Here is a 24,674-nt window from a genome sequence, read left to right as displayed (position 1 = left end):
AGTCTGCAACTGGACCCCGGCCTTCGCCGGGGTGGTTGCGTTTGGGGAACGTCAGTCCTTCAGCAAATCCCGCCCGATGATCATCCGCATCACCTGGTTGGTGCCCTCCAGGATCGAATGCACCCGCAGGTCGCGCCAGAAGCGCTCGATCGGATAGTCCATCAGATAGCCATAGCCGCCATGCAGCTGTAGCGCGCGGTCGACCACCGACGACCCGGTGTCGGTCGCCAGCCGTTTCGCCATGGCGGCGAAACGGGTCTTGTCGGGGGCGTTATCGGTCACCTTGGCGGCCGCGAGGTAGAGCAGCGCGCGGGCCGCCTCCAGCTCGGTCGCCATGTCGGCGAGGGTGAACTGGGTATTCTGGAACTCGGCGATCGCCTTGCCGAACTGGCGACGATCTTTCACATAGGCCACGGATTCGTCGAGGCAGCGCTGCGCTCCGCCCAGCGAGCAGGCACCGATGTTCAGCCGCCCTCCGTCCAGCCCCATCATCGCGATGCGGAACCCCTCGCCCTCCGCGCCCAGCCGGTTGGCGACCGGCACGCGGACATTGTCGAACGTCACCTGCCGCGTCGGCTGCGAATGCCAGCCCAGCTTGCGCTCGTTCGCGCCGAAGGAAACGCCGGGGGTGTCCTTGTCGATCACCAGGCAGGAAATGCCCTTGGGGCCGTCCTCGCCGGTGCGGGCCATGGTGACATAGACCTCATTCTCGCCGCCGCCCGAGATGAACTGCTTGGAGCCGGAAACGAGATAATCATCGCCATCACGGACCGCACGGGTCTTGAGCGCGGCGGCGTCGGAGCCGGAACCCGGCTCGGTCAGGCAATAGCTGGCCATGCGATCCATGGTGACGAGGTCGGGAAGGTAACGGCTTTTCACATCCGCATCGCCGAACCGGTCGATCATCCACGACGCCATGTTATGGATCGAGATGAAGGCGCTGGTCGAAGGACAGCCATAGGCCATCGCCTCCATGATGAGCGCCGCCTCCATTCGCCCGAGTGCGATGCCGCCCGATTCTTCGGACACGTAGATGGCGGCGAAGCCCAGTTCGGCCGCTTCTTTGATCGTGTCGCGGGGGAAGATGTGCTTCTCGTCCCACTCCGCCGCGAACGGCGTGATGCGGTCGGCGGTGAAACGGCGCGCCAGTTCCTGGATCTCGCGCTGTTCGTCGGTGAGGTCGAATTGGGTCATCGAAATCTCTCGCTTCTTTAAGCCCCTCCCGCAGGCGGGAGGGGTTTGGGGAGGGCAGGGAGTCTCACCGAGACCATCGCTCGTGGCCTGCCCTCCCCCATCCCCCCCCCCTGCGGGAGGGGCGTGCCTAGGTTCAGGCCATAGTCGGGATAACGAACGTATTGCTTCCATCGGGCGAGCCATCCGGCCAGCGCTGGGTCACCGTCTTCACCTTGGTCCAGAAGCGGACGCCCTCCATGCCGTGCTGGTTCACGTCGCCGAAGGCCGAGCGCTTCCACCCGCCGAAGCTGTGATACGCCACCGGCACCGGGATCGGCACGTTGATGCCGACCATGCCCACCTCCACCCGTGCGGCGAACTCGCGCGCGGCGTGGCCGTTGCGGGTGAAGATCGCGACGCCGTTGCCATACTGGTGCTCGCTGGGCAGCCGCACCGCCGTCTCGAAATCGGGGGCGCGGACGATCTGGAGGACCGGGCCGAAAATCTCCTCCTTGTAGCTCTGCATCTGAGGCGTCACGCGGTCGAACAGAGACGGGCCGATGAAGAAACCCTCCTCATAGCCCTGCAATTTGAAGCCGCGCCCGTCGACGACCAGTTCCGCGCCTTCGTCGACGCCGGTCTGGATCCAGTCTTCCACGCGGCGTTTGTGCGCGGCGTTCACGACCGGGCCGTAATGCGCCTGCGCATCGGTCGAGACGCCGACCCGCAAAGCGTCGATCGCCGGGATCAGCTTCTCCCGCAGCGCATCGGCCGTCTTGTCGCCGACCGGCACCACCACGGGCAGCGCCATGCAGCGCTCGCCCGCCGAGCCGAAGGCCGCGCCCGACAGGTCGGCGACCACCTGGTCCAGATCGGCGTCGGGCATGACGATGCCGTGGTTCTTGGCCCCGCCCATCGCCTGGACGCGCTTGCCCGCCTCCACGCCGCGCCGGTACACATAATGCGCGATGTCGGACGAACCGACGAAGCTGACCGCGCCGATCGCCGGATGGTCCAGGATCGCATCGACCATCGCCTTGTCGCCATGGACGACCTGAAGAATCCCCTCGGGCGCACCCGCTTCGCGCATCAGTTCGGCCAGGCGCACCGGGACGGAAGGGTCGCGTTCGGACGGCTTCAGGATGAAGGCGTTGCCGCAGGCGATGGCGACGCCGAACATCCACATCGGGATCATCGCGGGGAAGTTGAACGGCGTGATGCCCGCCCCGATGCCCAGCGGCATGCGCATCGAATAGACGTCGATGCCCGGTCCCGCCCCTTGCGTATATTCGCCCTTCAGCGCGTGGGGGATGCCGCAGGCGAACTCGATCACCTCCAGCCCGCGCTGGATATCGCCCTTGGCGTCGGCGATCACCTTGCCATGTTCGGAAGAGAGCAGATGCGCCAGCGCGTCCATATTCTGCTCGACCAGTTCCTTGAACCGGAACATCACGCGCGCCCGGCGCTGCGGATTGGTCGCGGCCCAGCCGGGTTGCGCGGCTTGCGCGGCGGCGACGGCGCGTTCCAGCAGCGCGGCATCGCCCAGCATCACACGGGCCTGAACCTGGCCGCTATTCGGGTCGAAGACGTCGCCCTGGCGGGTAGAGGCAGCGTCGGTCGCGGTCTGTCCGCCAGCAACCATATGGTCGATCACGCGCATAAACTCTCCTGTTTCGGGTCTGGTGCCCGACTCTCTGGCTTGTAATTATATTGCTCGGGCGTGAAATCCAAGTCGGGTCGACCAAAAAGGCGGCGAGGCCGTTGCCGCGTGCGTCAGGCCATCGGACGGAGCCGCCATGCCGCCCCCGCCGCGATCAGCGCGCCTGCCACCGCCGCCGCCAGCGCGGTCAACCCCCAAAGCGGAAAGGCCAGCGCCCCCAGCCCCGCACCGACCAGAAATCCGCTCCAGAGCAGCAGATAGGGCAGCCAGCCCCAACGCGCGCGCCCCGCGACGCTGTGCGCCAGATGCTGTCCGATCTTGACCAATGTGCCGGTCATATAGGTGACGCCGATGCTCACCTCGCCATCACGCTCGAAGGTGGCGTTGGTCGCACCCATCACCAGCGCCATGGTGGGGGCCGCCCGGCCGCCCAGCACCACGACGCCGCCCAACAGCAGGGCGACCAGCAGCAGCACCGCGACCTGCCCGACCCGCAGCAATGCCAGCCGGACCAGTGTGCCGACCAGCACGCCCGCGACGAACAGCGCCAGCAGCATCGCCAATATCGCGACCCCGCCCGACATAGGACCTTGCGGCGCGATCAGCCGGACTGCCAGCATCGTGCCATTGCCGCTCATGAAGGAGACGAAATAGCCGCCAAGCTGCTGAAATCCGATCGCATCGACATAACCGGCCAACAGGGCCAGCCAGATGGCCAGCGGCCAGGATCGGCGATCGGATCGGATCATGGCGGGCAGCTATATCGCGGCGGATGCGGCGCGACCAAAGGATATTGCGATGCGTGAAGGGATCGGATCGCGGACAAGCGCGTTGGCGCGGTTCCGAATTGGGGGAGATGGCATGGCGGGCGCGCTCGTGGAAATCTGGTTGACCGTGTCGGCGCTGTCTTCGCTTGTCATCATCATGATCGCGCTGGGTCACAGCGACATGCGTCGCGAAAAGCGCCTGCGCCCCCGGACGATTCCACGTCGTCGCGCGCGTCACACCCTTCCCTGACGCACGCGACGCCACTCGATCAGAACATGTGAAGCAGCCGGTCGAGCAGGCCGGGCTTGCGCGTACGCATCGCCAGATAGCGCGCACGATCCTCGGCCGCACGACGATAGAGCGCATCCAGACGCTGCTCTCGCGGCATGTCGGAAATCCGTGGCGGCGGCATGTGACTGGCCATTTTACACCCTCCCTTATGTCGAGCCGTTGGATTTCAACGACGAACCGTGACTTTTGTTCCGGACAGGTGACAGGGCGGTCATATCGGCAAGCCTCCCCCCAAGATGTTGGAATCGGGTCATTCGGGCAATTTTCGCAGGTTTTCGGACCGTCCGGCGGCGTGCAATCATGAACGTCTCGTAAGGAACCCGTAAGGGGTGCGTCAGGGATTTGCCCCTATCGGCCGGGCTAATATCCGCCTTCTTGCGCCGAAAGACACCGATGCACGTCAATCCCGCCGACGCAACGCTACCCGAAACCCGCCGCCTGTCCTCCGCACAGCAATGGCGCTGGGTCGGCATCGCCGCCGCCGTGCTGATCGGGGCGCTGGTCCTGTTCACGGTTATCGGCAAGCTGACGCACAAGGAAGAAACGCCCCCCGCCCCGCCGCCGCCGGGCACGCTGCGCCTGTCGAAGGACCAGCTGGCCGCGATGCCGACGATGCGCGTCGGGCTGGGCGCGTCGGGCGACCAGCCCATGGCGACCGGCGCGATCACCGTCGATGCGACCCGCTCGACCCCGGTGCTGATGCCCTATGCGGGGCAGGTGGTGCGCGTGCTGGCCGATGCGGGCCAGACGGTGCGCCAGGGCCAGCCGCTGCTCCTCATCAAGACCAGCGATTTCGTCGATGCCCGCTCGGGCCTCTTCTCGGCCCGCGCCGCCTACCAGAACGCGCAGGCGCAGCTGGTCGCGGCGCAGCGCAACGCCGACCGCCAGCAGCAAATCTATGAGACCGCCGGTGGCGCGCTGAAGGATTATCAGCAGGCCAAGGCCGACCTCGCCGCCGCGCAGGCGACCGCGCGCACCGCCGCCGCCTCGCTGGGCGCGGCGCGCGACAAGCTGGCGATCCTCGGCAAGTCGCAGGGTGAAATCAACCGGCTGGAGAATGTCGGCGAAGTCTCCGGCATCCACGACATCACCACGCTGCACGCACCGATCAGCGGCGTCGTCGCCTCGCGCGATGTCGCGCCGGGGCAATATGTGTCGCAGGGCGGCGACAAGCCGGTGATGACCATCACCGATCCGTCGCGCGTATGGCTGGTCGCGCAGGTGGCCGAGAGCGATGCCGAGAATGTCCGCGTCGGCGATCCCGTCGAGGTGACGACCCCCGCGCTGCCGGGCCGCGTCTTCCACGCGACGATCGACCTGGTCGGCGCCGCACTCGACCCGCAGACGCACCGCCTGCCGGTCCGCGCCTCGATCCCCAATCCCGACAAGGCGCTCAAGCCCCAGATGTTCGCCAGCTTCGCGATCAAGCATCTGAACGCGGGCGAAGCGATCCGCGTCCCCGCCGCCGCCGTCATCCATGAAGGCGACACCGCGCGCGTCTGGATCATGCGGCCCGACGGCCTGCTGGTCGCGCGCGACGTGACGACGGGCGACTCCGCCAATGGCCTGGTCACCATCACCCAGGGCCTGAAGCCGGGCGAGAAGATCGTCACCTCGGGCGCGCTGTTCGTGAACGAAGCGGGGATCGGCGAATAATGAACCGCATCGTCGACTTTGCGCTGCGTCAGCGATTGCTGATCGTCGGCCTGTTCTTCGCGATGATCGTCGCTGGCGTCATCGGCTTCATCAACCTCAACATCGAAGCCTATCCCGACCCGGTCCCCCCGATGGTCGAGGTCATCACCCAGACGCAAGGGTTGTCGGCCGAGGAGATGGAGCGCAACGTCACCATCCCGATCGAGGTCCAGATGGCGGGCATCCCGCACCTGACCGCGATCCGCGCGATCAGCCTGTTCGGCCTCTCGGACATCAAGATCCAGTTCACCTACGACTATACCAACGAGCAGGCACGTCAGCAGGTCATCAACCGCCTGTCGCAGCTGCCGCCGCTGGCCGGTGGCGCGCAGCCGACGCTGTCGCCGACCTCGCCGGTGGGGGAAATCTATCGCTACCGCATCGCCGCGCCCAAGGGCTATTCGGTGATGGACCTCAAGACGCTGCAGGACTGGGTGCTGCAACGCCGGTTCAAGCGGATTCCGGGCGTCATCGACGTGACCGGCTGGGGCGGCAAGCTGCGCGCCTATGACGTGGTGATCGACCAGAACCGGCTGAACGCCCACGGCGTGACCGTCGCACAGGTGCTGGCGGCGTTGTCCAAGAGCGACGGCAATGTCGGCGGCCAGACGATCAACTTCGGCGAACAGGCCGCGATCGTGCGCGGCATCGGCCTGATCCAGTCGCCCGACGCGATCCAGAACGTTCTGGTCGGCCAGGCGGGCGGCGCGCCCGTGCTCATCAAGGACGTGGCGACCGTGAAGGTCGGCAACGCGCCGCGCATGGGCATTGCCGGATACAACAATGACGACGACATCGTGCAGGGCATCGTCCTGATGCAGCGCGGCGCCCAGTCGATGCCGACGATCAAGGCCGTGCAGGCCGAGGTCGCCAACATCAACGACAGCGGCGTGCTGCCCCCCGGCGTGCATCTGGAGCGGATCTATGACCGTTCCGACCTCATCAAACTGACCATCCACACCGTCATGGAAAACATGGTGGTGGGCATCCTGCTGATCTTCGCGTTGCAGTGGCTGTTCCTCGGCAATCTGCGCTCGGCGATCATCGTGGCGGCGACCATCCCCTTCGCACTGGCCTTCGCGATCCTGATCCTGGTGTTGCAGGGGGAGAGTGCGAACCTGTTGTCGGTGGGTGCGCTCGACTTCGGCCTGGTCGTCGATGCCTGCGTCATCATGGTGGAAAATATCTTCCGCCATATGGTCGAACGCTCCGCCGCCGTCGAAAGTGGCCAGGGCCGTTATACCATGGCGAGCCGCTTCGGCGCGGTGCTGGGCGCATCCTCGGAGGTGAGCCGCGGCATCTTCTTCGCCGCCGCGATCATCATCGCCAGCTTCCTGCCGCTGTTCACCCTGACCGGGGTCGAAGGCCATATCTTCGGCCCGATGGCCAAGACCTATGCCTATGCGATCAGCGGCGGCCTGCTGGCGACCTTTACCGTCGCGCCGGTGCTCTCGACGCTGCTGCTGCCGGACAAGCTGGCCGAGACCGAAACCTTCATCGTCGGCAAGCTGCGCCGCGTCTATGAACCCGCCGCCTCCTTCGCGCTGCGCAACAAGGTCGTGACGATCGGCGGCGCGGTGCTGATGATGGGGCTGGCGGTCGTCGGCGTGCGCTCGCTGGGTATCGAGTTCCTGCCGCACCTCGAAGAAGGCAATATGTACATCCGCGCCACCCTCCCCTCCTCGATCAGTCTCGAGGCGGGCGAGAAGGTGACCAATGAGGTGCGCAAGATCATCGCCTCCTACCCGGAGACCACGGCGGTCCTGTCCGCCCATGGCCGCCCGGATGACGGCACCGATGCGACCGGCTTCTTCAACGTCGAGTTCTTCGTGCCGCTCAAGCCCTTCGACACCTGGCCGAGCGGCATGACCAAGGAGAAGCTGATCGACGAGCTGTCGACCCGCCTCGCCAAGAAATATCCGGGCGTCGACTTCTCCTTCTCGCAGATCATCGAGGATAATGTCGAGGAAGCCGCCTCCGGCGTGAAGGGCGCCAATTCGATCAAGCTGTTCGGCCCCGATCTGGTCACGCTGGAGAAGCTGGCCAACCAGATCAAGGCGCAGATGGCCAAGGTGAAGGGCATTGAGGATCTCGGCGTGTTCGAGATTCTGGGCCAGCCGACCGTGCGGATCGACGTCGATCGCGCCAAGGCCGCCCGCTACGGCCTGACGCCCGACGACATCAACCAGACGGTGGCCGCCGCCATCGGTGGCCAGTCCTCGGCCGACCTGTACGAGCCGGGCACCGACCGCCACTTCCCGATCATCGTGCGGTTGCAGCCGACCCAGCGCGACTCGCTGGAATCGGTGCGCAACATCACGATCGGCGCGCCCTCGCCCGACGGCAACGGGACCATACAGGTCCCGCTGTCCGAAGTGGCGAACGTCAAGCTGACCAGCGGTGCGTCGTTCATCTATCGCGAGCATCAGGAGCGGTACGTCCCGATCAAATTCTCGGTGCGTGGCCGCGACCTGGGCGGCGCGGTCGAGGAGGCACGCGCGCGGATCAATCAGAATGTCCACCTGCCGCCGGGCTATCATCTGGAATGGGCGGGCGAGCTGGATAACCTGAAGAACGCGATCGCCCGGCTGGAGATCGTGGTGCCGATCAGCCTCGTCCTCATCCTGCTGCTGCTCTATGCGAACTTCGGATCGATGCGGGACAGCCTGCTCGCCTTCTCCGCGATCCCGATGGCGATCGTGGGCGGTGTGCTGGCGCTGGCGCTGACCGGCACGGCGTTCAGCATCTCGGCGGCGATCGGCTTCGTGGCCTTGTTCGGCATTGCGGTGATGGACGGGATCCTGGTCGTCACCACCTTCAACAACGCCATCGACGAAGGCGCGCCGCGCGAGAATGCGCTGGCCACCACCGTCAAGAACAGCCTGCGCCCGGTGGTCATGACCTGTCTGGTCGCCGCCATCGGTCTGCTGCCCGCAGCACTCTCGCACGGAATCGGCAGCCAGGTGCAGAAGCCGCTCGCACTGGTCGTGGTCGGCGGCATGACACTGGCCCCGGTGCTGATCCTGCTGGTTCTGCCGGTGCTGATCAGCCGCTATTCGACGCGCCTGCCGCTGTCGCAGCGCAAGCAGAAAACCGACCACTTCCACGACGACCAGCCCGAGACGGGAGCCACGGCATGAAGCGTTTCCTGACCCTGCCGCTGCTGGCGTGCGTCTCGGCCAGCATCTCCGGCTGCGCGGTCGGCCCGCACGATCTGGACGCGCATGCCAACCTGCCGCCCATGGCCCCTGCGCCGGTGATCGCACCCGCGACCGGCCCGGCGCAGACGGTGTCGGCGACCGTCGCGCCCGAATGGTGGCACGCCTTCGGCAATGCCCAGCTCGACGCGCTGGTCGCCGAGGCGCTGGCCCACAATAACGACGTGGGCGTCGCCGAAGCCGCGCTGCGGCAGGCGCGCGAGCAGGCACGGGCGACGCGTGGCTCGCTGCTGTTTCCGCAGGGCGGACTGAACTACAATGTCCAGCGGACCCGCGTATCCAACGCGCTGTCCCCGGCGGTCGCCGACCAGAACCAGCAGCTCTACACGCTGCACACCGCGCAGGTCAGCGTGTCCTATGACGTCGACGCGTTCGGCGGGAACCGGGCGCAGGTCCGCTCCGCCGTCGCGCGGGCCGAGGTCGAGCGGCATCAGCTCGACGCGGCACGGATGACGGTGGCGGCGAACCTCGTCACCGCGCTGATCGAGCGGGCGAGCCTGGCCGAACAGGTCGCCGCCGCGCAGACCGCCGTGAAGGTCAACCGCGACATCCTGTCCGCGCTCCAACAGCGCCAGCGACTGGGCGCGGTGGGCGCGTCCGACGTGGCGACGCAGCAGGCCGCGCTCGCCACCGCCGAGGGCGCCCTGCCCCCGCTGGTCCGTGCCGAGGCCGCGCAGCGGACCGTCATCGCCACGCTGATCGGCCGCCCGGCGGGCTCGCCCCTGCCGCCGCTGCCCGAACTGTCGCAGCTGACCCTGCCGAGCGAACTGCCCGCGATCGTCCCGTCCGAGCTGGTCCATCGCCGTCCCGACGTGTTGGCCGCCGCAGCCCAGTTGCAGGGTGCCGGAGCCGATGTCGGCGCCGCCATCGCCGCGCGCCTGCCCAGCATCCAGCTGTCCGCCAATGCGGGGGGCTCGGCGCAGAATTTCGGCGACATGTTCAAGAGCGGCAACCCCTTCTGGGCGCTGCTCGGCGGGGTCACCCAGCCGCTGTTCCACGCCAACGCGCTGCGTCACCAGCAAAAGGCGGCGGAAGCGGCGCTGGACGGGGCCAAGGCGCAATATCGCCAGGCCGTCCTTCAGGCGTTCGGCAATGTCGCGGACTCGCTGACCGGCCTGTCCACCGACGCCCAGGCGCTCGACGCGGCACAGCGCGCGAGCAACGCCGCGGGCCAGGCGCTGACCTTCGCACGGCGACAGCTGGCGCTGGGTGATGTGGGGACGTTGCAGCTGCTGAACGCCACCGCCACGGATGCGCAGGCGCGGTCGCAGTTGATCCAGGCCAAGGCGGCCCGGATGACCGACACGGTCGCACTGTTCCAGGCGGCGGGCGGGCCGGTTACGGGGTCTTGAGGATTGCGGGGGGTGGGCTGATATGGCTCATCCCCGCCCCCCGCTCAGCCTGAGCAAAGTCGAAGGCCACGTCTTATTCCTCCCCGGCACGGGGAGGGGGACCATCCGAAGGATGGTGGAGGGGGTTATCCGCCAAGTACCACCTGTGAGGAAGCCCCCCTCCGTCAGGCCTGCGGCCTGCCACCTCCCCGGCACGGGGAGGATCATCAGAAAAGGGGAGAGCCTCAGCCCTCCCCCCAATCAGAACAACCGGGTCAGCAGATAGAACCCTGCCCCCATCACGGCGGAGGCCGGGATGGTGATGATCCAGGCGATCACCACATTGCCCGCCACGCCCCAGCGCACTGCCGAGGCGCGCCGCGCGACGCCCGCGCCGATGATCGAGCCGGTGATGGTATGCGTCGTCGACACCGGAATCCCCAGCGCGGAGGCACAGAAGATCACGATCGAGCCCGCGGTCGAGGCGCTGAACCCCTGGTGCTGCGACAGCTTGGTGATGCGGCTGCCCATCGTCTCGATGATCTTCCAGCCGCCGGTCATCGTGCCCAGCGCCATCGCGACATAGCAGGAAATGGCGACCCAGTGCGGCACCTCGAACGGGCCGGTCAGGCGGCCGGTCGAATAGAGGAGGACGGTGATGATGCCCATCGTCTTCTGCGCATCGTTCAGCCCGTGGCTGAGCGAATAGGCCGCAGACGAGACGAGGTGCAGCGCACGGAAGCTGCGCTCCGCCTGCCCCGCCGTCGACCGACGCAGTGCCCAGCTGCTCAGCAGCATGACCAGCATCGCCAGCATCATGCCGAGCAGCGGCGACAGCACGATGGCGAGCAGCGTCTTGTTCAGCCCCGCCCACTGGACCGCGCCCATGCCCGCATGGGCGACACCGGCACCGACCAGCCCGCCGACCAGCGCATGGCTGCTCGACGACGGGATGCCGCGCAGCCAGGTGATGACGTTCCACGCCATCGCCCCGCCCAGCGCGCCGAAGATGACGGCGGGCGTCACCACGTCCTGGGCGATCAGGCCCTTGCCGACCGTCTCCGCCACCTTGTGCAGGCTGGGGAAGGCGACGGTCAGGAAATAGGCCGCGAAGTTGAAGAAGGCCGCGAACACCACCGCCGCGACCGGTGACAGCAGCCGGGTCGCGACCACCGTGGCGATCGAGTTGGCCGCGTCATGCAGGCCGTTGAGATAATCGAAGGCCAGCGCGACCAGGATCAGGCCGGCCAGCAACGGAAAGGCGAGTTCATGCATTGCCGCCGCCTCAGGCGTGATCGATGACGATGCCGTCGATCTCGTCGGCGACATCCTCGAACGCGTCGAGGATGCGCTCCAGATGCTTGTAGACTTCCTTTTCGATGACGAAGCGCAGCGTGTCGCGCTCGCCGCATTCGTCCAGCGTGCGCTTCAGGCCTGCCGCATGGATCTCGTCGGCACGCCCTTCCAGCCGGACCAGCTCCTCGGTCAGTGCGTGGAGGCGGTCGCCGTTGCGCGCGACGTCGCGCATCAGCGGCATCGCCTCCACGGTCAGCCGGGCCGCCTCGACCGCGACCGCCGCCATCTCGCGCATCTCGGGCGCGAAGTTGGTCAGCCGGTACAGGCCGATCGCGGTGGCCGCCGCGTTCATTTCGTCGATCGTATCGTCCAGCGAGCCGATCAGCGAGGTGATCGAGGCGCGGTCGAACGGCGTCAGGAAGGTCGAGCGGACCGAGGTCAGCACCTGTCGCGTGATCTCGTCGGCGTCATGCTCGCGCGCGGCAACGACGGCGATCTCGTCGGCGGTGTGACCCTGGCTGTCGAACAGCCGAACGGTGGCCTCGGCCCCCGCAAGGATGGTGGCGGCTTGCGCCTCGAACAGCTCGAAGAAATTTCCCGTCTTCGGCAGGAGGCGTTGGAACCAGGCGAACATCAGTCGGTAAACCCCGATAGTGATCCGATAACGTACACGTCTTCAGGCCATGACCGATCGGGCCACGACGAAACGCCGGACCGTCAAAGGGTCAAGAACCGAGGATGGCACGAACGCCGCCCCCCTGACCAGACGCAGGCCCCCCGTCAAGCAAAACCGGGTTACAACTCTGTGACAACAGGGTCCAGAGCGGCCGCGCCAAGGCGGTCGAGCCTTGGCCACGACCGATTGCAAATTCATCGGCCATTGTGGTTTTTCCGCATCACCTCTGTCACGCGAGCGCCATAATGCGCCTCTAACGGCCCGCCCTACCGGGAGAATCTAATCAGTCGGGCGGCGTGAACCGCCCGCCGGAGCGTGGGGACTATATGAAATCGGTTATCAAGACCGCGGCGCTGCTGGGCGCTGCGTGGGGAACGCTGGCGACCGCGCCTGCGATGGCACAGACGGCCGCCGATCAGGGCAACGCCCAGAATGGGGCCACCACCGCCGCGACCGACGAGCAGCAGGGTCTGGGCGACGTCGTCGTCACCGCCGAGCGCCGTTCGGAAAGCCTGAACCGCGTGCCAGTGTCGGTCGGCGTGGTCAGCGGGTCGAACCTGCGCACCTTCCAGCAGGGCGGTGAGGACATCCTGGCGCTGTCGGGCCGCGTGCCCGGCCTGTATGCCGAGACGACCACCGGCCGCATCTTCCCGCGCTTCTACATTCGCGGCCTCGGCAATATCGATTTCTATCTGGGCGCGTCGCAGCCCGTGTCGATCATCCAGGACGACGTGGTCCTGGAGCATGTCGTGCTGAAGTCGAACCCGATCTTCGACGTCGACCAGGTCGAAGTGCTGCGCGGGCCGCAGGGCTCGCTGTTCGGTCGCAACACGACCGCGGGCATCATCAAGTTCGACACGATCAAGCCGACCCAGACCTTCCAGAGCCGCGCCACCGCCTCGATCGGCAGCTACAACACGATCAGCATGGACGCCGGTGTCGGCGGCCCCCTGATCCGCGACGTGCTGGCCTTCCGCCTGTCGGCGCTGGTCCAGCATCGCGACAACTGGGTCGACAACACCTATGCGGGCACCAGCCTGGACGGCACGCTGACCCCGAAGAACAATGCCATGGGCGGCTTCACCGAGCGCGACGTCCGCCTCCAGCTGCTGCTGACGCCGACCGACACGCTGTCGTTCAACCTGTCGGGCCATGCCCGCTGGTATGACGGCACCTCGACGCTGTTCCATCGGGCTGCCCTGAAGAAGGGTTCGCGCGACGTGTCGGCGGAACCGCGCGACCGTGTCGCCTATGACGAGGGTCAGAACAACCCGCAGTCCTACGACACGCAAGGCACCTCGCTGCGCGCCGCCTGGGACATGGGTGGGGCCGAGCTGACATCGATCACCGCCTATGAGACCACGGCGGGCTTCAGCAAGGGCGACACCGACGGTGGCGCGGCCGCGAACTTCCCTGTGGGCGGCCAGCCCAACGGCTATGGCCTGAGCCTGGGCCAGGTGCGCGGTCTTGACCAGTGGACGCAGGAAGTCCGCCTGGCCTCGACCGGCAGCGGTGCGTTCAAGTGGCAGGTCGGCGGCATCTATTTCGACAGCCGCGACATCACCGACTTCTATCAGCGCCGCTTTTTCCTGCTGCCCGCCTACAACCCGGCCGCGCCCGGCAATCCGAACACCAACAACCCGGACAACTGGGTCCGCCTGCACAACGTCAACACCTCATGGGGCGTGTTCGGGCAGGTCAGCTATCAGGCGACCGACCGCCTGACCCTGACCGCCGGTGGCCGGATCAGCGAGGACACCAAGCGCACCCAGCTGCTGAAGGCACCGGGCCGTCCCGACGGTGGTGTACGCTATACCGGTCGTCGCGACGTGCGCCTGTCGGACACCCAGCCCAGCTGGGACCTGTCGGCCATGTATGAGGTCAATCCGAACCTGAACGTCTATGTCCGCGCGGCGCAGGGCTTCCGTGGCCCGACCATCCAGGGGCGTTCGGCGGTGTTCAACTCGGACTTCTCGACCGCCGGTTCGGAAACGAACCTGTCGTTCGAGACCGGCTTCAAGTCGAAGCTGTTCGACAACACGCTGCGCCTGAACGCGGCGGCCTTTGCCTATCGCGTCAAGAACATCCAGCTGAACGGCAATGACTCGGACGGCAACGGCGTGCTGCTCAATGCCGACAAGGCGGTGGCGTACGGCCTGGAAGCCGATGCCCAGTGGCTGCCGGTGCGCAACCTGGCGCTGTCGGCGGGCGTCAGCCTGCTGCACTCGGAGATCCGCGACCGCAACGTCAGCGTCCAGACCTGCGGCCTGAACGGCGTGATGGTCTGCACCGTGCTGAACGGCCCGGTCACGACCCGCACGATCTTCGGCTCGAAGGCGTTCTTCGTGCCGATCAACGGCAACCCGCTGCCCAACGCGCCGGAATATAACGTCAACCTGGCGGCCAAGTACGACATGCCGCTGGCCGATGGCGGCAAGGCGTTCATCTCGACCGACTGGAACCTGCAGGGCTATACCAACTTCGTCCTGTACCGGACCAAGGAGTTCACCTCGAACGGCAATTTCGAGGGCGGCCTGAGCATCGGCTATTCGGCGCCGAACGACGACTGGAGCCTGTCGGTCTTCGCCCGCAACATCACGAACGAGAAGAACCTCAAGGGCGTGATCGAGAACTATATGGCGGCCGTGTTCAACGAACCGCGCATCATCGGCGTGTCGTTCACCGGCAAGTATCGCTGATCGGCTCGACCGCGTGACGGAAAGGCCCGCCCCTCAGGCCGAGGGGCGGGCCTTTTGTTATCCCCCGTCCGTTCAGCTTGAGCAAAGTAGAAGGCCACGGGCAGACATTGGCCAAGCCGCCCGGTTAACCCGTGCGCTTCGACTACGCTCAGCGCGAACGGACGGGGTGGGGTCGATCCCACCCCCGTTCAGCCTGAGCGTAGTCGAAGGCCACGCCCTACCCCCGCCGCAAAATCCGCAATCGCCCGGCCGTCACCGGCTTTGCCCTCGCCCGCGCATGGCGCTCGGCATGGGCGAGCAGCATGTCCAGATCCTCTCGCGCAATGTCGAAGCTCTCATGCATGTCCGCCAGCGCGGCATCGACATCCTCGGCCCGGATGCGCGAGGCGTCGCCGACCGGCGGAGCCAGCGCGGGCTCGTGCGGATAGCTGCGCCCCGTCGCCCGGTGGAAGAACATGCCCAGCGCCACCAGCGCGATCGAGTTGATCGCGACCGGCGCAAAGGCGAAGGAAAAGCCCGCCGCATGGATCCCCTGGCTGCCGATCACCGCAGTCAGCGCCGCCGCGCCGCCCGGTGGATGCAGGCAGCGCGCCAATGACATGACCAGGATTGCCCCCCCGACCGCGCACCCGGCCGCCAGGGGCAGCGACGGGATCGCCTGGAACATCGCCACCCCGACCAGCGTCGACAGGACGTTGCCGCCAACCACCGACCAGGGCTGGGCCAGCGGGCTGGCGGGCACGGCGAAGACCAGCACCGCCGAGGCCCCGAGCGGTGCGACGATGATCGGCAGGTCGGGACCGAACATGGGCAGGCCGCCGCACACGATGACGGTCAGCGCGATGCCGATGACCGCCCCGGCACAGGCGAGCAGACGGCCGGACAGCGTGGCTCCGGCGAGCAGGGGTTGGAAGAAGCGCATGGTGGCCTATGGGGTTTTGCGTTGGATAAGCCCCTCCTCCCGGCAGGGGAGTTTCAGGTCGGTCATGCCCCCGGCATGGCCTAAACGATGCGGGGCATCGTTTACCTGAAACTGGTTCAGGGTGGGGGCTGCGCCGCAAGCGACGGTCTCGGTGAGACACCTTGCCCTCCCCCCGGCCCCCTCCCGCCTGCAGGAGGGGGTGCGTTTTGTGGCAGGGTTTTGCCCCCTCGATCCTCGGCCAGGAACACCACGCCCGGAATGGCGATGCTGCGGCCGGACGAGGTAAGGCGACCGTCAGGGGCGACGCGGAACGCCACGACCGTCCCCGATCGCTCGTTCGCCACCAGCATCTCCCCCCGCCCCTCGCGCAGCAGGAAGAAGCGCGGCCAGTCGCCGCCGGTCGGGACATGCTGCACCACCCGGGGCTCGCCCCTGGCATCGAGCGCGAAGACCGTGATGCTGTTCGCGCCGCGATTGGAGACATAGAGCGTCCGCCCCGCCCGATCGATCGCGATATGCGCGGCATAGGACGGCCCCGTCGTCCCCTTGGGGAGCAGCGCGTGTTCGCCCGCGTCACGGAAACGCCCATCGGGCAGCGCATCGAGGACGAACAGCTTCGGCGTCAATTCGCAGGCGAGATAGGCGCGCGGCAGGGTCGGGTGGCGGACCATGTGGCGCGGCCCCGCCCCCGCCGGAGCGGACCATGCGACCACCGGCTCGGCGAGCGTGCGCGCCACCGGATCAAAGCGATAGGCGAAGATCGCATCCGCCCCCAGATCGACCGCATGGAGCCAGCGCCGGTCGGGGCTGAACCCCACCCAATGCGCGTGCGGCCCGGCCTGACGCTCGGTGTTGGGGCCGTGACCGCGATGCTGGAACAGTTGCGCCGCGCCGGTCGCGCCCGTGCGCCGATCCAGCCGATAGAAGGCGACCGAACCGCTGGAATAATTGGCGACGGCCAGACAGGCCGATGCATGGTCGATCGCGACATGACATGGGTCCGCCCCGCCGGTCGAGGCACCGCCCCGCGCGGTCCAGTCCGGGGCATAGCCGGTCACGCGCCCCTCGGCCTGTTCGCGCAGCAGATAGACGGTGCCGTTCGGACCGCCGCCCACACCGTAGGAAGCATTGATGATTCCCGCCACCGGCCGGCCTACGTGCCCGTCGACGATGGGATACAAACCGTTGCCACCCTCATTGGCATAAGTGCCCGCGATCAGTCGGTCCCGCACCAACACGCGCGCGAACAGCGGCTCGCCCACGACGCCCAGTCCCGTGGCCACGATCGCGCCCGCTATCACCTCACGCCGTGTCGTCGTCATGCCGCCTCTCCGTTCGGCGGCCTTCAAACGCCAAAGGGGGCAGGAAGGCAATCGCCTTCCCGCCCCCCGGCGCCTGCGATGCGATCAGCCGATCAGATCGCGACCACGCCGCCGTCATTCTTGGTGATGACGATGGTGGCCGAGCGCGGACGGATCGTCGCCGAGGCCGAACCGCCCTGGCTGTCCGGCCAGTTGCTGGTCGGGGCCGCCGGGCTGCTGGCGTCCTCGCCCGGATGCTGGATGTTGACGAACACCGACGTGCCGTCCGGCGTCGAGTGGATGCCGGTGATCTCGCACTGCTTCGGACCGACCAGGAAGCGCTTCAGCGTCACGCCCGGCGCCTTGCCGATGCGGGTGGTGACGGTCGCGCTCGCCCCGCCCGCGCTGCTCGTCACCGGGCGGGTGCCGCCATCGCCGACCCGGCCCGGGATCGCGGCCAGCATCATGCAGTTGGTGACGTCGGTGAAGGCGCCGTCATCAGTCTGGATCCACATCACCGGCGTCTGCTGTCCTGCGACATTGCTCGGCAGGCTGAACCACAGGCCGTCGGGCGACGAGAAGTCGTTGGTCGCATCCAGGCCCGACAGGTTGATGTTAGTCGGGTCCAGGTCCGCGCCCGCCCCGAAGGCATAGACGTCCCAGGTGAAGCTGGTCGCCTCGGTCGTGTCGTTCGTCTCGCGGATACGGATGATATGGCCGTTGCGGTTGCCGACCGAGGTCGAGGGCGCATCGACATAGGCGCGCGGGTTGGCCGCATCGACGCCGGTCAGGCTGCCCGAGGCGACCGGGCGGCGCGAGGCGTTGTTGGTCAGCGTGCAATACATCTCGCCGGTCGCCGGGTTGACGGCGGTCCATTCCGGCCGGTCCATCTTCGTCGCGCCCAGCACGTCGCCCGCCAGACGGGTGTTGATCAGGACATCGGCCTGGTCGGCGAAGGGATAGATGCTGTTCGACGAATTCAGCCCGTTCTGCCCGAAGACCAGCGGCATCCACAGGCCGGTGCCGTCCGCATTGAACCTGGCGACATAGAGCGTGCCATTGTCCAGATACTTGTCGCCCACCGCCAGACGATCGCTGGCGCTGGCGTCCGAGGCATTCCACGGCGTCGCCGAGACGAACTTGTAGATATATTCGTTCTGCGCATCGTCGCCCATGTAGAAGGCGGGGCGAACCCCGGCGATCATCCGGCCGCTCTGGCAGCCTTCATGGTTCATGCGGCCGAGCGCGGTGCGCTTGCGCGGGGTCGAGTTCGGGTTGAACGGGTCGATCTCGACCACCCAGCCGAACTGGAACGGCTCGTGCCGGAAGTCGGCGGTGCCATCGGCGGCCAGCGCGGCGTTCGCGGTCGCGTTCCAGCGGCGGAAGATCGTGCTCGACGCGTCCGATGGCGTGACCGTGGTCCAGCCATAATTACCCGAGCGCCCCTCGCTGATGCCATAGCGCGCCAGCGAGACGTTCTGCCGGGCCGTGGTCGCGGTCCGCACCGCCGCGTCACCGGCGGTCCGGCGGAAATAACCCGCCCAATTCTCTTCGTTGGTCAGGTACGTGTTCCACGCCATCGTGCCGTTGGCGCAATTGTTGATCGTGCCGCGGCCCATGGTGCCGTTGGTCGAATAGGCGGTCTTCAGCCAGGCATTACCCTTCACCGGGCCGCTGAACGCCATCGGGGTATTGGGCGTGATGCGGCGGTTCAGCGACGAGCTCTGGACATAGGTCCAGGCGCCGTTCGTGCGGGCGACCTCGACCACCGAGACGCCGTGGCACTCGATCTCCTTGATCGCTTCCGACTCGGGACGCGGGGCGGGCGTCGGGCCGTTGGCGTGGAGATAGAGCTGGGTGATGTTCTCGTGGTTGAGGACCAGAAGCCCCCGCGTGCTGCTGTTCGGGTCCGGATTGGCGCCCGACGAGGACAGGCCGAAATAGCTCATCCCGTCATGATGGTCGCCCGCGCGCTGCGCGAAATTGGTGTCGGTGCCGTTATTGCCAAAGGCCGGGACGGCGCTGCTGATCGGATCGCCCAGGCGATAGAGCACGGTCACGCTATAGCCCGAGGGGACGGTCACGATATCGGCCAGGCTGTGCGGCACGGCGGTGAAGTCGAGCGTGATCGGCGTCACCGTGACCGTCACGGTGTTGTTGGTGACCAGCCCGTCGCGGCTGGTGATCTCCAGCTTGAACGCCAGCTGCGTCGCGGTCGCCACGGCGGGTGCGCGGAACGAGGCGACCAGCTGGTTGGCGCCCGTCAGCGTGACCGACGGACCCGCCGTCTGGCTCCAGTTGACGTTGGCGACCTGGCCGCTGCCGACCGTGCCGGTCAGCGTGACGGGACGGCCCGCCGCGACGCTGGCGGTGCTGCCCGCCGCCGTGGCCGTGACCGCCTGCGGATTCTCGTCGTCGCAACCGGCCAGCAGCGCCCCGCCGAACAGCGCGGTGGTCATCGCCGATACGCCGTGGCGCAGCGTCTGGCGGCGCGACAGGCGGGTGGCGATCAGGTCGCTCATATGCGCATTCGCAGAGCGGTTGGTGTCGATGTCGCCATCATCATAGGCGACCATGGTGTTGATATCCGACATGGAATTTCCCCCGATACCGCGCGGGAAGCGTTGCGGTAGACAGGGGGGCTTTGCCGCCCGACCAAGTCATCCACGCTTCATTTCCGCGTCATGTCGGTGACCGATGCATGACTGGCGCATGACAACATCGTCATGCGATGGGATCGCTTGACTCCCCGGCGCGATCCCCGTAAGGGCAGCCCCGCATCCGGATGGGCTTGCCCGTTCGGATTCCGTCCAAGACAGCAGGTGCCGGGGAATATGCCCTGGCTTAATCTCCTGCCGAGACGGGGAAAAGGATTTTGCCGGTCGTACCACTCGCTGGTCCCGCCCGGTCTGCCCCGCGTTTCTCACGCGTCGGTTGCCCATTCCCCATCGCTGGACACCCCGAGGGGTGGTTTCACCCCCCGGTCAAGCAACCGGGATGGTCGTTCGCGGCCGTTCCAACCATGGAGAATGGCATGGATCGCGATCAAAAGAGCCAGGCCGTCGCCGAACTGAACCGCAACTTCAACGAGGTTGGCGTGGTGGTCATCACCCGCAACCACGGCATGACCGTCGCCCAGTCGACGGCCCTGCGCACGAAGATGCGGGAAGCCGGCGCGACCTACAAGGTCTCGAAGAACCGGCTTGCCAAGATCGCAGCCCAGGGCACCGACTATGCCGGTGTCGCTGACATGCTGACGGGTCCCGTCGGCATTGCCAGCTCGATCGATCCCGTGGCCGCCGCCAAGGTGGCCGTGGACTTCGCCAAGACGACCGACAAGTTCGAGATCGTCGGCGGATCGATGGGTGCGAACGTCCTTGATGTCGCAGGCGTGCAGGCGCTGGCGACTCTGCCCTCGCTGGACGAGCTCCGGGCGAAGATTGTCGGCCTCATCGTGGCACCCGCCACGAAGCTGGCAACCATCACCCAGGCTCCCGCGGCGCAGATCGCCCGCGTCCTCGCGGCTTATGCCGACAAGGACAAGGAAGCCGCCTGATCTTCGGGCGTACACGATTGAACTGACACACTCGGGCCATTTTAGACGGCCCGTATTGGAGATAAGACCATGGCAGACCTGAACGCGCTGGTTGACCAGCTGAGCGAGCTGACCGTCCTCGAGGCCGCCGAGCTCTCGAAGATGCTCGAAGAGAAGTGGGGCGTCTCGGCCGCCGCTGCTGTTGCCGCGGCTCCTGCTGCTGGCGGCGCTGCTGCTCCGGCCGCTGAAGAGAAGACCGAATTCGACGTGATCCTCACCGGCGACGGTGGCAAGAAGATCAACGTCATCAAGGAAGTCCGCGCGATCACCGGCCTGGGCCTGACCGAAGCCAAGGCGCTGGTCGAAGGCGCTCCGAAGCCCGTCAAGGAAGGCATTGCCAAGGACGAGGCCGAGAAGATCAAGAAGCAGCTCGAAGAAGCCGGCGCGACCGTCGAGCTCAAGTAATCGGACTGCGGCTGGGCAACCGGCCGCACCCGTTCGCTTGGCGAGCTAAAGTTAAGGGCGGCCCTTTCGGGGGTCGCCCTTTTCTGTTGGGGCGAGGCATGGGTCCGCCATGCCATTGACCCCTGCCATCGCCATGCCGTACTATATCGATAATACAGCTGCTGACCGAATAGCATGGCGGCTGTGTCCGGGGATATGGGGGGCAACGGATGCGACGGATCAGCTTCATCTTTTTGGCGACCATGGCAGGGCTGGCGGGCATGGCCGAGGCCCAGCGCTATCGCCCGGCTTTCCATCCCGACGCGATGACCGATCGGCCCGCCGGACGCCCGAACGAGGTGCTCGTACTGGGCTCGCCGCATCTGTCGAACCTCCCCGCCAGCTTTCGGCCTGAAATGGTCGAGCCACTGCTCGAGCGCCTGATCCGCTGGAAGCCGACCGCAGTGGCCAGCGAGAGTATCGCCGGGCTGCAATGCGATGCCATGCGTCACCAGCGCGAACGTCATGCCGAGGAAGTCGAAGCCTATTGCTTCGACCCGAGCGCCGCCGGGCAGGCGGCGGGCCTTGACGTCGTCGCCGCCAATGCCAGGGCCGAAGAGCTGCTCGCCGCCTGGCCTGCCGCGCCGACACCCGCCCAGCGCCGTCGCCTGGCGCTACTGTTCCTCGCCGCCGGGGAACCGGCCTCGGCGATGGTCCAGTGGTTCCGCCTGCCCGCCGATGAGCGACGTGCGGAGAACGGGCTGACGGAGGCGCTGGTGAGGGACCTCCAGGCCCGACTCACGGCGAAAAGCGAAACGGAGCTGGTCGCCGCGCAACTCGCCGCGCGGTCGGGACTGGAGCGGGTCTGGAGCGTCGACGACCAGTCCTTCGTCGGCGCGAAGATCGACGACAAGGCGTATGGCGAGGCAATCGCCCGTGCCTGGGACAACCCCGCCGCAAAAACGCGTAAGGCCGAAGGCGAGCGGCTCTACGCCGGGCTTACCCAGCCCAACGGGCTGCTGGCCCTCTATCGCGCCCTGAACGCGCCGAAGGCCGCCGACCTGGCCTATCGCTCCGACTGGGGGCCCGCGCTCGCCGAGCCGTCGCCGCAGGGCTATGGGCGGCGCTATGTTGCCTATTGGGAAACACGCAACCTGCGCATGGTGGCCAACATCCGTGAGGTCCTTGGCCGCGCACCTGGCACGCGGATGCTCGCCATCGTCGGCGCGTCGCACAAACCCTATTACGAAGCCTATCTAAACCAAATGCGCGACGTGACGCTCGTCGATCTTGGGCCCATCTTGCGATAGACCTTCGTTACAACCGGCTCCAAGGCTGCGCCCGCCGCATGTCGAGCCGACACACACGGTGAAGCCCGTGCCGCTGGACATAACCCCGCACCCGCGCATCGTAATCCGCCGCTCGTGGGTCGCCGAAATTCCAGTCGGGCGGGTTGAAGGTCGAGAAGCCGTTGATGGTCGGCACGCGCCAGATTTCGGCCAGGAACATGCCGTCGACATTGTGCGGATAGAGCTTGTGCAACTCCTCGCTGATATAGAGCGGCTCGGCCACGCGCGACGCGGTGACGTAGAAGACGCGGCAGTCACGCGGCGGCCAGGGGATCGCGGACAGGGCGGCGCGCTGTTCGGCGCGGCTCAGCTGCGCGGGCGTCTCGGCGCTCAGATTCTCGGCGACCAGCAGCGCGACGATCGCCGCCAGCCAGGTCGGATGCATCGCCCGCCAGCGCGCCGCCTGCGCCCGCCACCCGGCGACGATGACCAGCAGGAACGGCAGGGTCAGCCACAGCTGGTAGCGTGAGACGGTACGCAACCCCTTGGCCCCCGGCACCAGCTCGAACACCAGCAGCCAGGGCGAGGCGTACCAGAATTGCAGGGTCAGGACCCAGGCGATCATCATGGCCAGGGTGAAGGCGCGCAGCGTCACCGGCGCGACGGCCGCGCCCACCCGTCGCGGCACGACGATCCGCCATGCCGCGACCAGCAGCAGCGCGACCATCGCCAGCGGAAACCCCGCCTCATGCTCGCCCCCCAGCACCCGGCGCGGCAGGTCGGGATCATCCGGCAACAGATGATGGACCAGCGCATGGAGCGGCACGAGCAGCCAGCCCCAGACATAATTGCCCGGTCCCACATTCACCATGTCGATGACCGGCGTGACGAGATAGCCGAGCATGTCCTCCCGCCCCTCGCCCCCCGTCTCGCGCATCTTGGGGAGATAGACGATCAGAAAGGGCAGGATCAGGACGGCAAAGGCACCGAAGCCGAGCGCGATCGTCCCGGCATGGCGGCGGACCAGTCCCCATGCGGCGGCGGGCCGCGCCTGGCCGGTCATCACACCCCAGCACGACAGGAACAGGCAGGCCGAGAAGATGGTGAACCAGGCCATATAATAGGAGGTCATCAGCCACGCCGCCATCAGCGCCGCCAGCCCCACCGCCCGGACCCTCGCGGCACGATGCCGCCCCGCCCCTTCCGCGCCGACGCAACCGATCGCCAGCATCATCGCCACGGGCAACAGCGCGACGCTCTGCAACTGGGCATGGACGGCTTGCAGATGGATATTGCTGGCGATCGTCCAGAGCGAAGCGACCAGCAACGCCGCCCCCCGCCCCCAGCGCAGGCTCCGCGCCACCAGCCCATAGGCCGCGAAGAAGCCGATCGTCTTGAAGGTCAGGATGTTCAGCGTGTCGGCGTGGAACGGATCGGCGACCAGCCGCCACAGGCTGTAGACGATGCCATAGAGGAAATAGCCGTCATTATAGCCGAGCGTCCCGCTATAAGGGTGGAAGTAGAAGCCGCTATTCCACGACGACACCCCCGACCAGACATTGCGCCAATGTTCGAGGATGGTCATCTCGATCAGCGCATCGCCACGCTCGCCAAAGCCCAGATCGAACCCGCTGGCGATCGGCACGCGAAAGAAGATCACCATGGAGAGCGCCCAGGCGAGCATGAACAGAGCAATGCCGCTCCAGCTCCGCCCGGACGGACGCGGCAAGATTTTCGCGTGGGAATGGCGCATTTCCATCGCCTCGCCCTAGGCATGGGCGCGAGGACTGTCGAGCGTCGGGGTGGTACGCCTTCTTACGCGATGCCCCGACTTTTCCAGAGGGGTACGTTACAGGAACTGGATCATGGCGTGGAGGCGGCGGCGTTACAGGCGGCGGAGCAACGCGCCATCGATTTCGCCGGATGGAACCGCAAGATGGCCTGCCGGAGCAGAGCCACAAGATGCGCTCTTGCAGCGCGAGGGGGCGTCGCGTTTCCCGGAACGCCCCCCCAAACAACGCAAGCGTTACTCCGCCGCCTCGACGACCTGGCCGCCCTCGGGCTGGCTGTACACACGATCGAGATAGTGGTTGGCGATGATGTAATGCGCTCGAACCGCTGCCGGATGGGTTGCCTTCTGGGCCAGTTCGAGTTCGGTTTCCGCACGTTGGTAGAAATAGTCTTCGTCAATCTCAGGCGACGTCATTTCAGGTCTCCAGGGTCCCGAAGATGCGCCAATAACCCGCGCATTTCCGGGATCTTCTCCGATATCTGTATATGGTTGGGAGGGCGGTTCGGTTCCTGCGTCCGGCCTTGCGCCCCCTCCATTCGGCGCAAAACCGTCGTTTTTCCTGTTACAAATCATGGCCTGGAACC

General features: G+C 66.8%; 19 protein-coding genes. 8 read left to right on the top strand and 11 right to left on the bottom strand.

Features of this window, described 5'->3' with window-relative positions; genetic code table 11:
• Window positions 1-51 precede the first annotated feature (51 nt).
• From SP5_RS02915 to SP5_RS02905, 3 genes are all read right to left on the bottom strand, one after another.
• Window positions 52-1,194, bottom strand: a complete 1,143-nt coding sequence (locus SP5_RS02915) for an acyl-CoA dehydrogenase family protein (protein WP_042483852.1) — start codon at window positions 1,192-1,194, stop codon at window positions 52-54.
• A gap of 133 nt (window positions 1,195-1,327) precedes the next feature.
• Window positions 1,328-2,833, bottom strand: coding sequence for a CoA-acylating methylmalonate-semialdehyde dehydrogenase (locus tag SP5_RS02910; RefSeq protein ID WP_042483849.1), 1,506 nt, complete (start codon window positions 2,831-2,833; stop codon window positions 1,328-1,330).
• A 113-nt stretch (window positions 2,834-2,946) separates the two neighbouring features.
• A complete protein-coding gene (locus SP5_RS02905) occupies window positions 2,947-3,582 on the bottom strand; it encodes a YoaK family protein (RefSeq protein ID WP_042483846.1) in 636 nt (211 codons plus the stop codon).
• A gap of 112 nt (window positions 3,583-3,694) precedes the next feature.
• On the opposite strand from SP5_RS02905, the gene SP5_RS18985 reads away from it, so the two are divergent.
• Complete coding sequence (locus SP5_RS18985; RefSeq protein WP_157013559.1) at window positions 3,695-3,850, top strand: hypothetical protein; 156 nt, start codon at window positions 3,695-3,697, stop codon at window positions 3,848-3,850.
• A gap of 19 nt (window positions 3,851-3,869) precedes the next feature.
• On the opposite strand, the gene SP5_RS18980 is transcribed toward SP5_RS18985, so the two are convergent.
• Window positions 3,870-4,025: a hypothetical protein gene (locus SP5_RS18980; RefSeq protein WP_157013558.1), complete on the bottom strand. Its 156-nt coding sequence runs from the start codon at window positions 4,023-4,025 to the stop codon at window positions 3,870-3,872.
• A gap of 260 nt (window positions 4,026-4,285) precedes the next feature.
• Here SP5_RS18980 and SP5_RS02895 point away from each other — a divergent pair, with 260 nt between their 5' ends.
• The 3 genes from SP5_RS02895 to SP5_RS02885 are packed head-to-tail and all read left to right on the top strand — an operon-like array spanning window position 4,286 to window position 10,157.
• Window positions 4,286-5,548, top strand: coding sequence for an efflux RND transporter periplasmic adaptor subunit (locus SP5_RS02895; RefSeq protein ID WP_042483841.1), 1,263 nt, complete (start codon window positions 4,286-4,288; stop codon window positions 5,546-5,548).
• Window positions 5,548-8,727, top strand: coding sequence for an efflux RND transporter permease subunit (locus SP5_RS02890; protein ID WP_042483838.1), 3,180 nt, complete (start codon window positions 5,548-5,550; stop codon window positions 8,725-8,727). Before SP5_RS02895 ends, SP5_RS02890 begins: the two co-directional genes overlap by 1 nt.
• The gene (locus tag SP5_RS02885) at window positions 8,724-10,157 is read left to right on the top strand and encodes an efflux transporter outer membrane subunit (RefSeq protein ID WP_042483835.1); all 1,434 of its coding nucleotides are present in this window, start codon (window positions 8,724-8,726) and stop codon (window positions 10,155-10,157) included. The genes SP5_RS02890 and SP5_RS02885 overlap by 4 nt, the downstream gene beginning before the upstream one ends.
• A gap of 240 nt (window positions 10,158-10,397) precedes the next feature.
• On the opposite strand, the gene SP5_RS02880 is transcribed toward SP5_RS02885, so the two are convergent.
• Both SP5_RS02880 and SP5_RS02875 read right to left on the bottom strand, forming a co-directional pair.
• Window positions 10,398-11,411, bottom strand: a complete 1,014-nt coding sequence (locus tag SP5_RS02880; protein ID WP_042483831.1) for an inorganic phosphate transporter — start codon at window positions 11,409-11,411, stop codon at window positions 10,398-10,400.
• Between the two features lie 10 nt (window positions 11,412-11,421).
• Complete coding sequence (locus tag SP5_RS02875) at window positions 11,422-12,066, bottom strand: DUF47 domain-containing protein (protein ID WP_042483828.1); 645 nt, start codon at window positions 12,064-12,066, stop codon at window positions 11,422-11,424.
• Between the two features lie 368 nt (window positions 12,067-12,434).
• On the opposite strand from SP5_RS02875, the gene SP5_RS02870 reads away from it, so the two are divergent.
• The gene (locus SP5_RS02870) at window positions 12,435-14,807 is read left to right on the top strand and encodes a TonB-dependent receptor (RefSeq protein WP_042483945.1); all 2,373 of its coding nucleotides are present in this window, start codon (window positions 12,435-12,437) and stop codon (window positions 14,805-14,807) included.
• 217 nt (window positions 14,808-15,024) lie between these two features.
• Here the strand turns inward: SP5_RS02870 and SP5_RS02865 are convergent, their stop codons facing one another.
• The 3 genes from SP5_RS02865 to SP5_RS02855 all read right to left on the bottom strand — a co-directional run bounded on the left by SP5_RS02865 (window position 15,025) and on the right by SP5_RS02855 (window position 19,624).
• A complete protein-coding gene (locus SP5_RS02865; protein WP_042483826.1) occupies window positions 15,025-15,729 on the bottom strand; it encodes an HPP family protein in 705 nt (234 codons plus the stop codon).
• A 116-nt stretch (window positions 15,730-15,845) separates the two neighbouring features.
• Window positions 15,846-17,051 carry a lactonase family protein gene (locus tag SP5_RS02860; protein WP_084220544.1) on the bottom strand — a complete coding sequence of 402 codons (1,206 nt, stop codon included), beginning with the start codon at window positions 17,049-17,051 and terminating at the stop codon, window positions 15,846-15,848.
• 92 nt (window positions 17,052-17,143) lie between these two features.
• Window positions 17,144-19,624 carry a PhoX family protein gene (locus tag SP5_RS02855; RefSeq protein WP_042483823.1) on the bottom strand — a complete coding sequence of 827 codons (2,481 nt, stop codon included), beginning with the start codon at window positions 19,622-19,624 and terminating at the stop codon, window positions 17,144-17,146.
• Between the two features lie 440 nt (window positions 19,625-20,064).
• Here SP5_RS02855 and rplJ point away from each other — a divergent pair, with 440 nt between their 5' ends.
• The 3 genes from rplJ (at window position 20,065) to SP5_RS02840 (ending at window position 22,319) form a co-directional block, all read left to right on the top strand.
• Window positions 20,065-20,586, top strand: a complete 522-nt coding sequence (gene rplJ / locus SP5_RS02850; RefSeq protein ID WP_042483938.1) for a 50S ribosomal protein L10 — start codon at window positions 20,065-20,067, stop codon at window positions 20,584-20,586.
• A 69-nt stretch (window positions 20,587-20,655) separates the two neighbouring features.
• Window positions 20,656-21,030 (top strand): 50S ribosomal protein L7/L12, encoded by a 375-nt coding sequence (gene rplL, locus SP5_RS02845; protein WP_007403895.1) that lies wholly within the window; start codon window positions 20,656-20,658, stop codon window positions 21,028-21,030.
• 209 nt (window positions 21,031-21,239) lie between these two features.
• Window positions 21,240-22,319 (top strand): DUF5694 domain-containing protein, encoded by a 1,080-nt coding sequence (locus SP5_RS02840; RefSeq protein WP_042483820.1) that lies wholly within the window; start codon window positions 21,240-21,242, stop codon window positions 22,317-22,319.
• Between the two features lie 7 nt (window positions 22,320-22,326).
• On the opposite strand, the gene SP5_RS02835 is transcribed toward SP5_RS02840, so the two are convergent.
• Both SP5_RS02835 and SP5_RS02830 read right to left on the bottom strand, forming a co-directional pair.
• On the bottom strand, window positions 22,327-24,027 hold the full coding sequence (locus SP5_RS02835) for a hypothetical protein (RefSeq protein ID WP_245613380.1): 1,701 nt from the start codon (window positions 24,025-24,027) through the stop codon (window positions 22,327-22,329).
• Window positions 24,028-24,324: 297 nt separating this feature from the next.
• Window positions 24,325-24,504 (bottom strand): hypothetical protein, encoded by a 180-nt coding sequence (locus tag SP5_RS02830; protein ID WP_042483814.1) that lies wholly within the window; start codon window positions 24,502-24,504, stop codon window positions 24,325-24,327.
• Between the last annotated feature and the right edge of the window lie 170 nt (window positions 24,505-24,674).

It is taken from the genome of Sphingomonas parapaucimobilis NBRC 15100 (genome assembly GCF_000787715.1).
GTDB classification, from domain to species: domain Bacteria; phylum Pseudomonadota; class Alphaproteobacteria; order Sphingomonadales; family Sphingomonadaceae; genus Sphingomonas; species Sphingomonas parapaucimobilis.
Note: the sequence above shows the minus strand (reverse complement) of the source record. Positions and strands in the feature narration are given on the sequence as shown.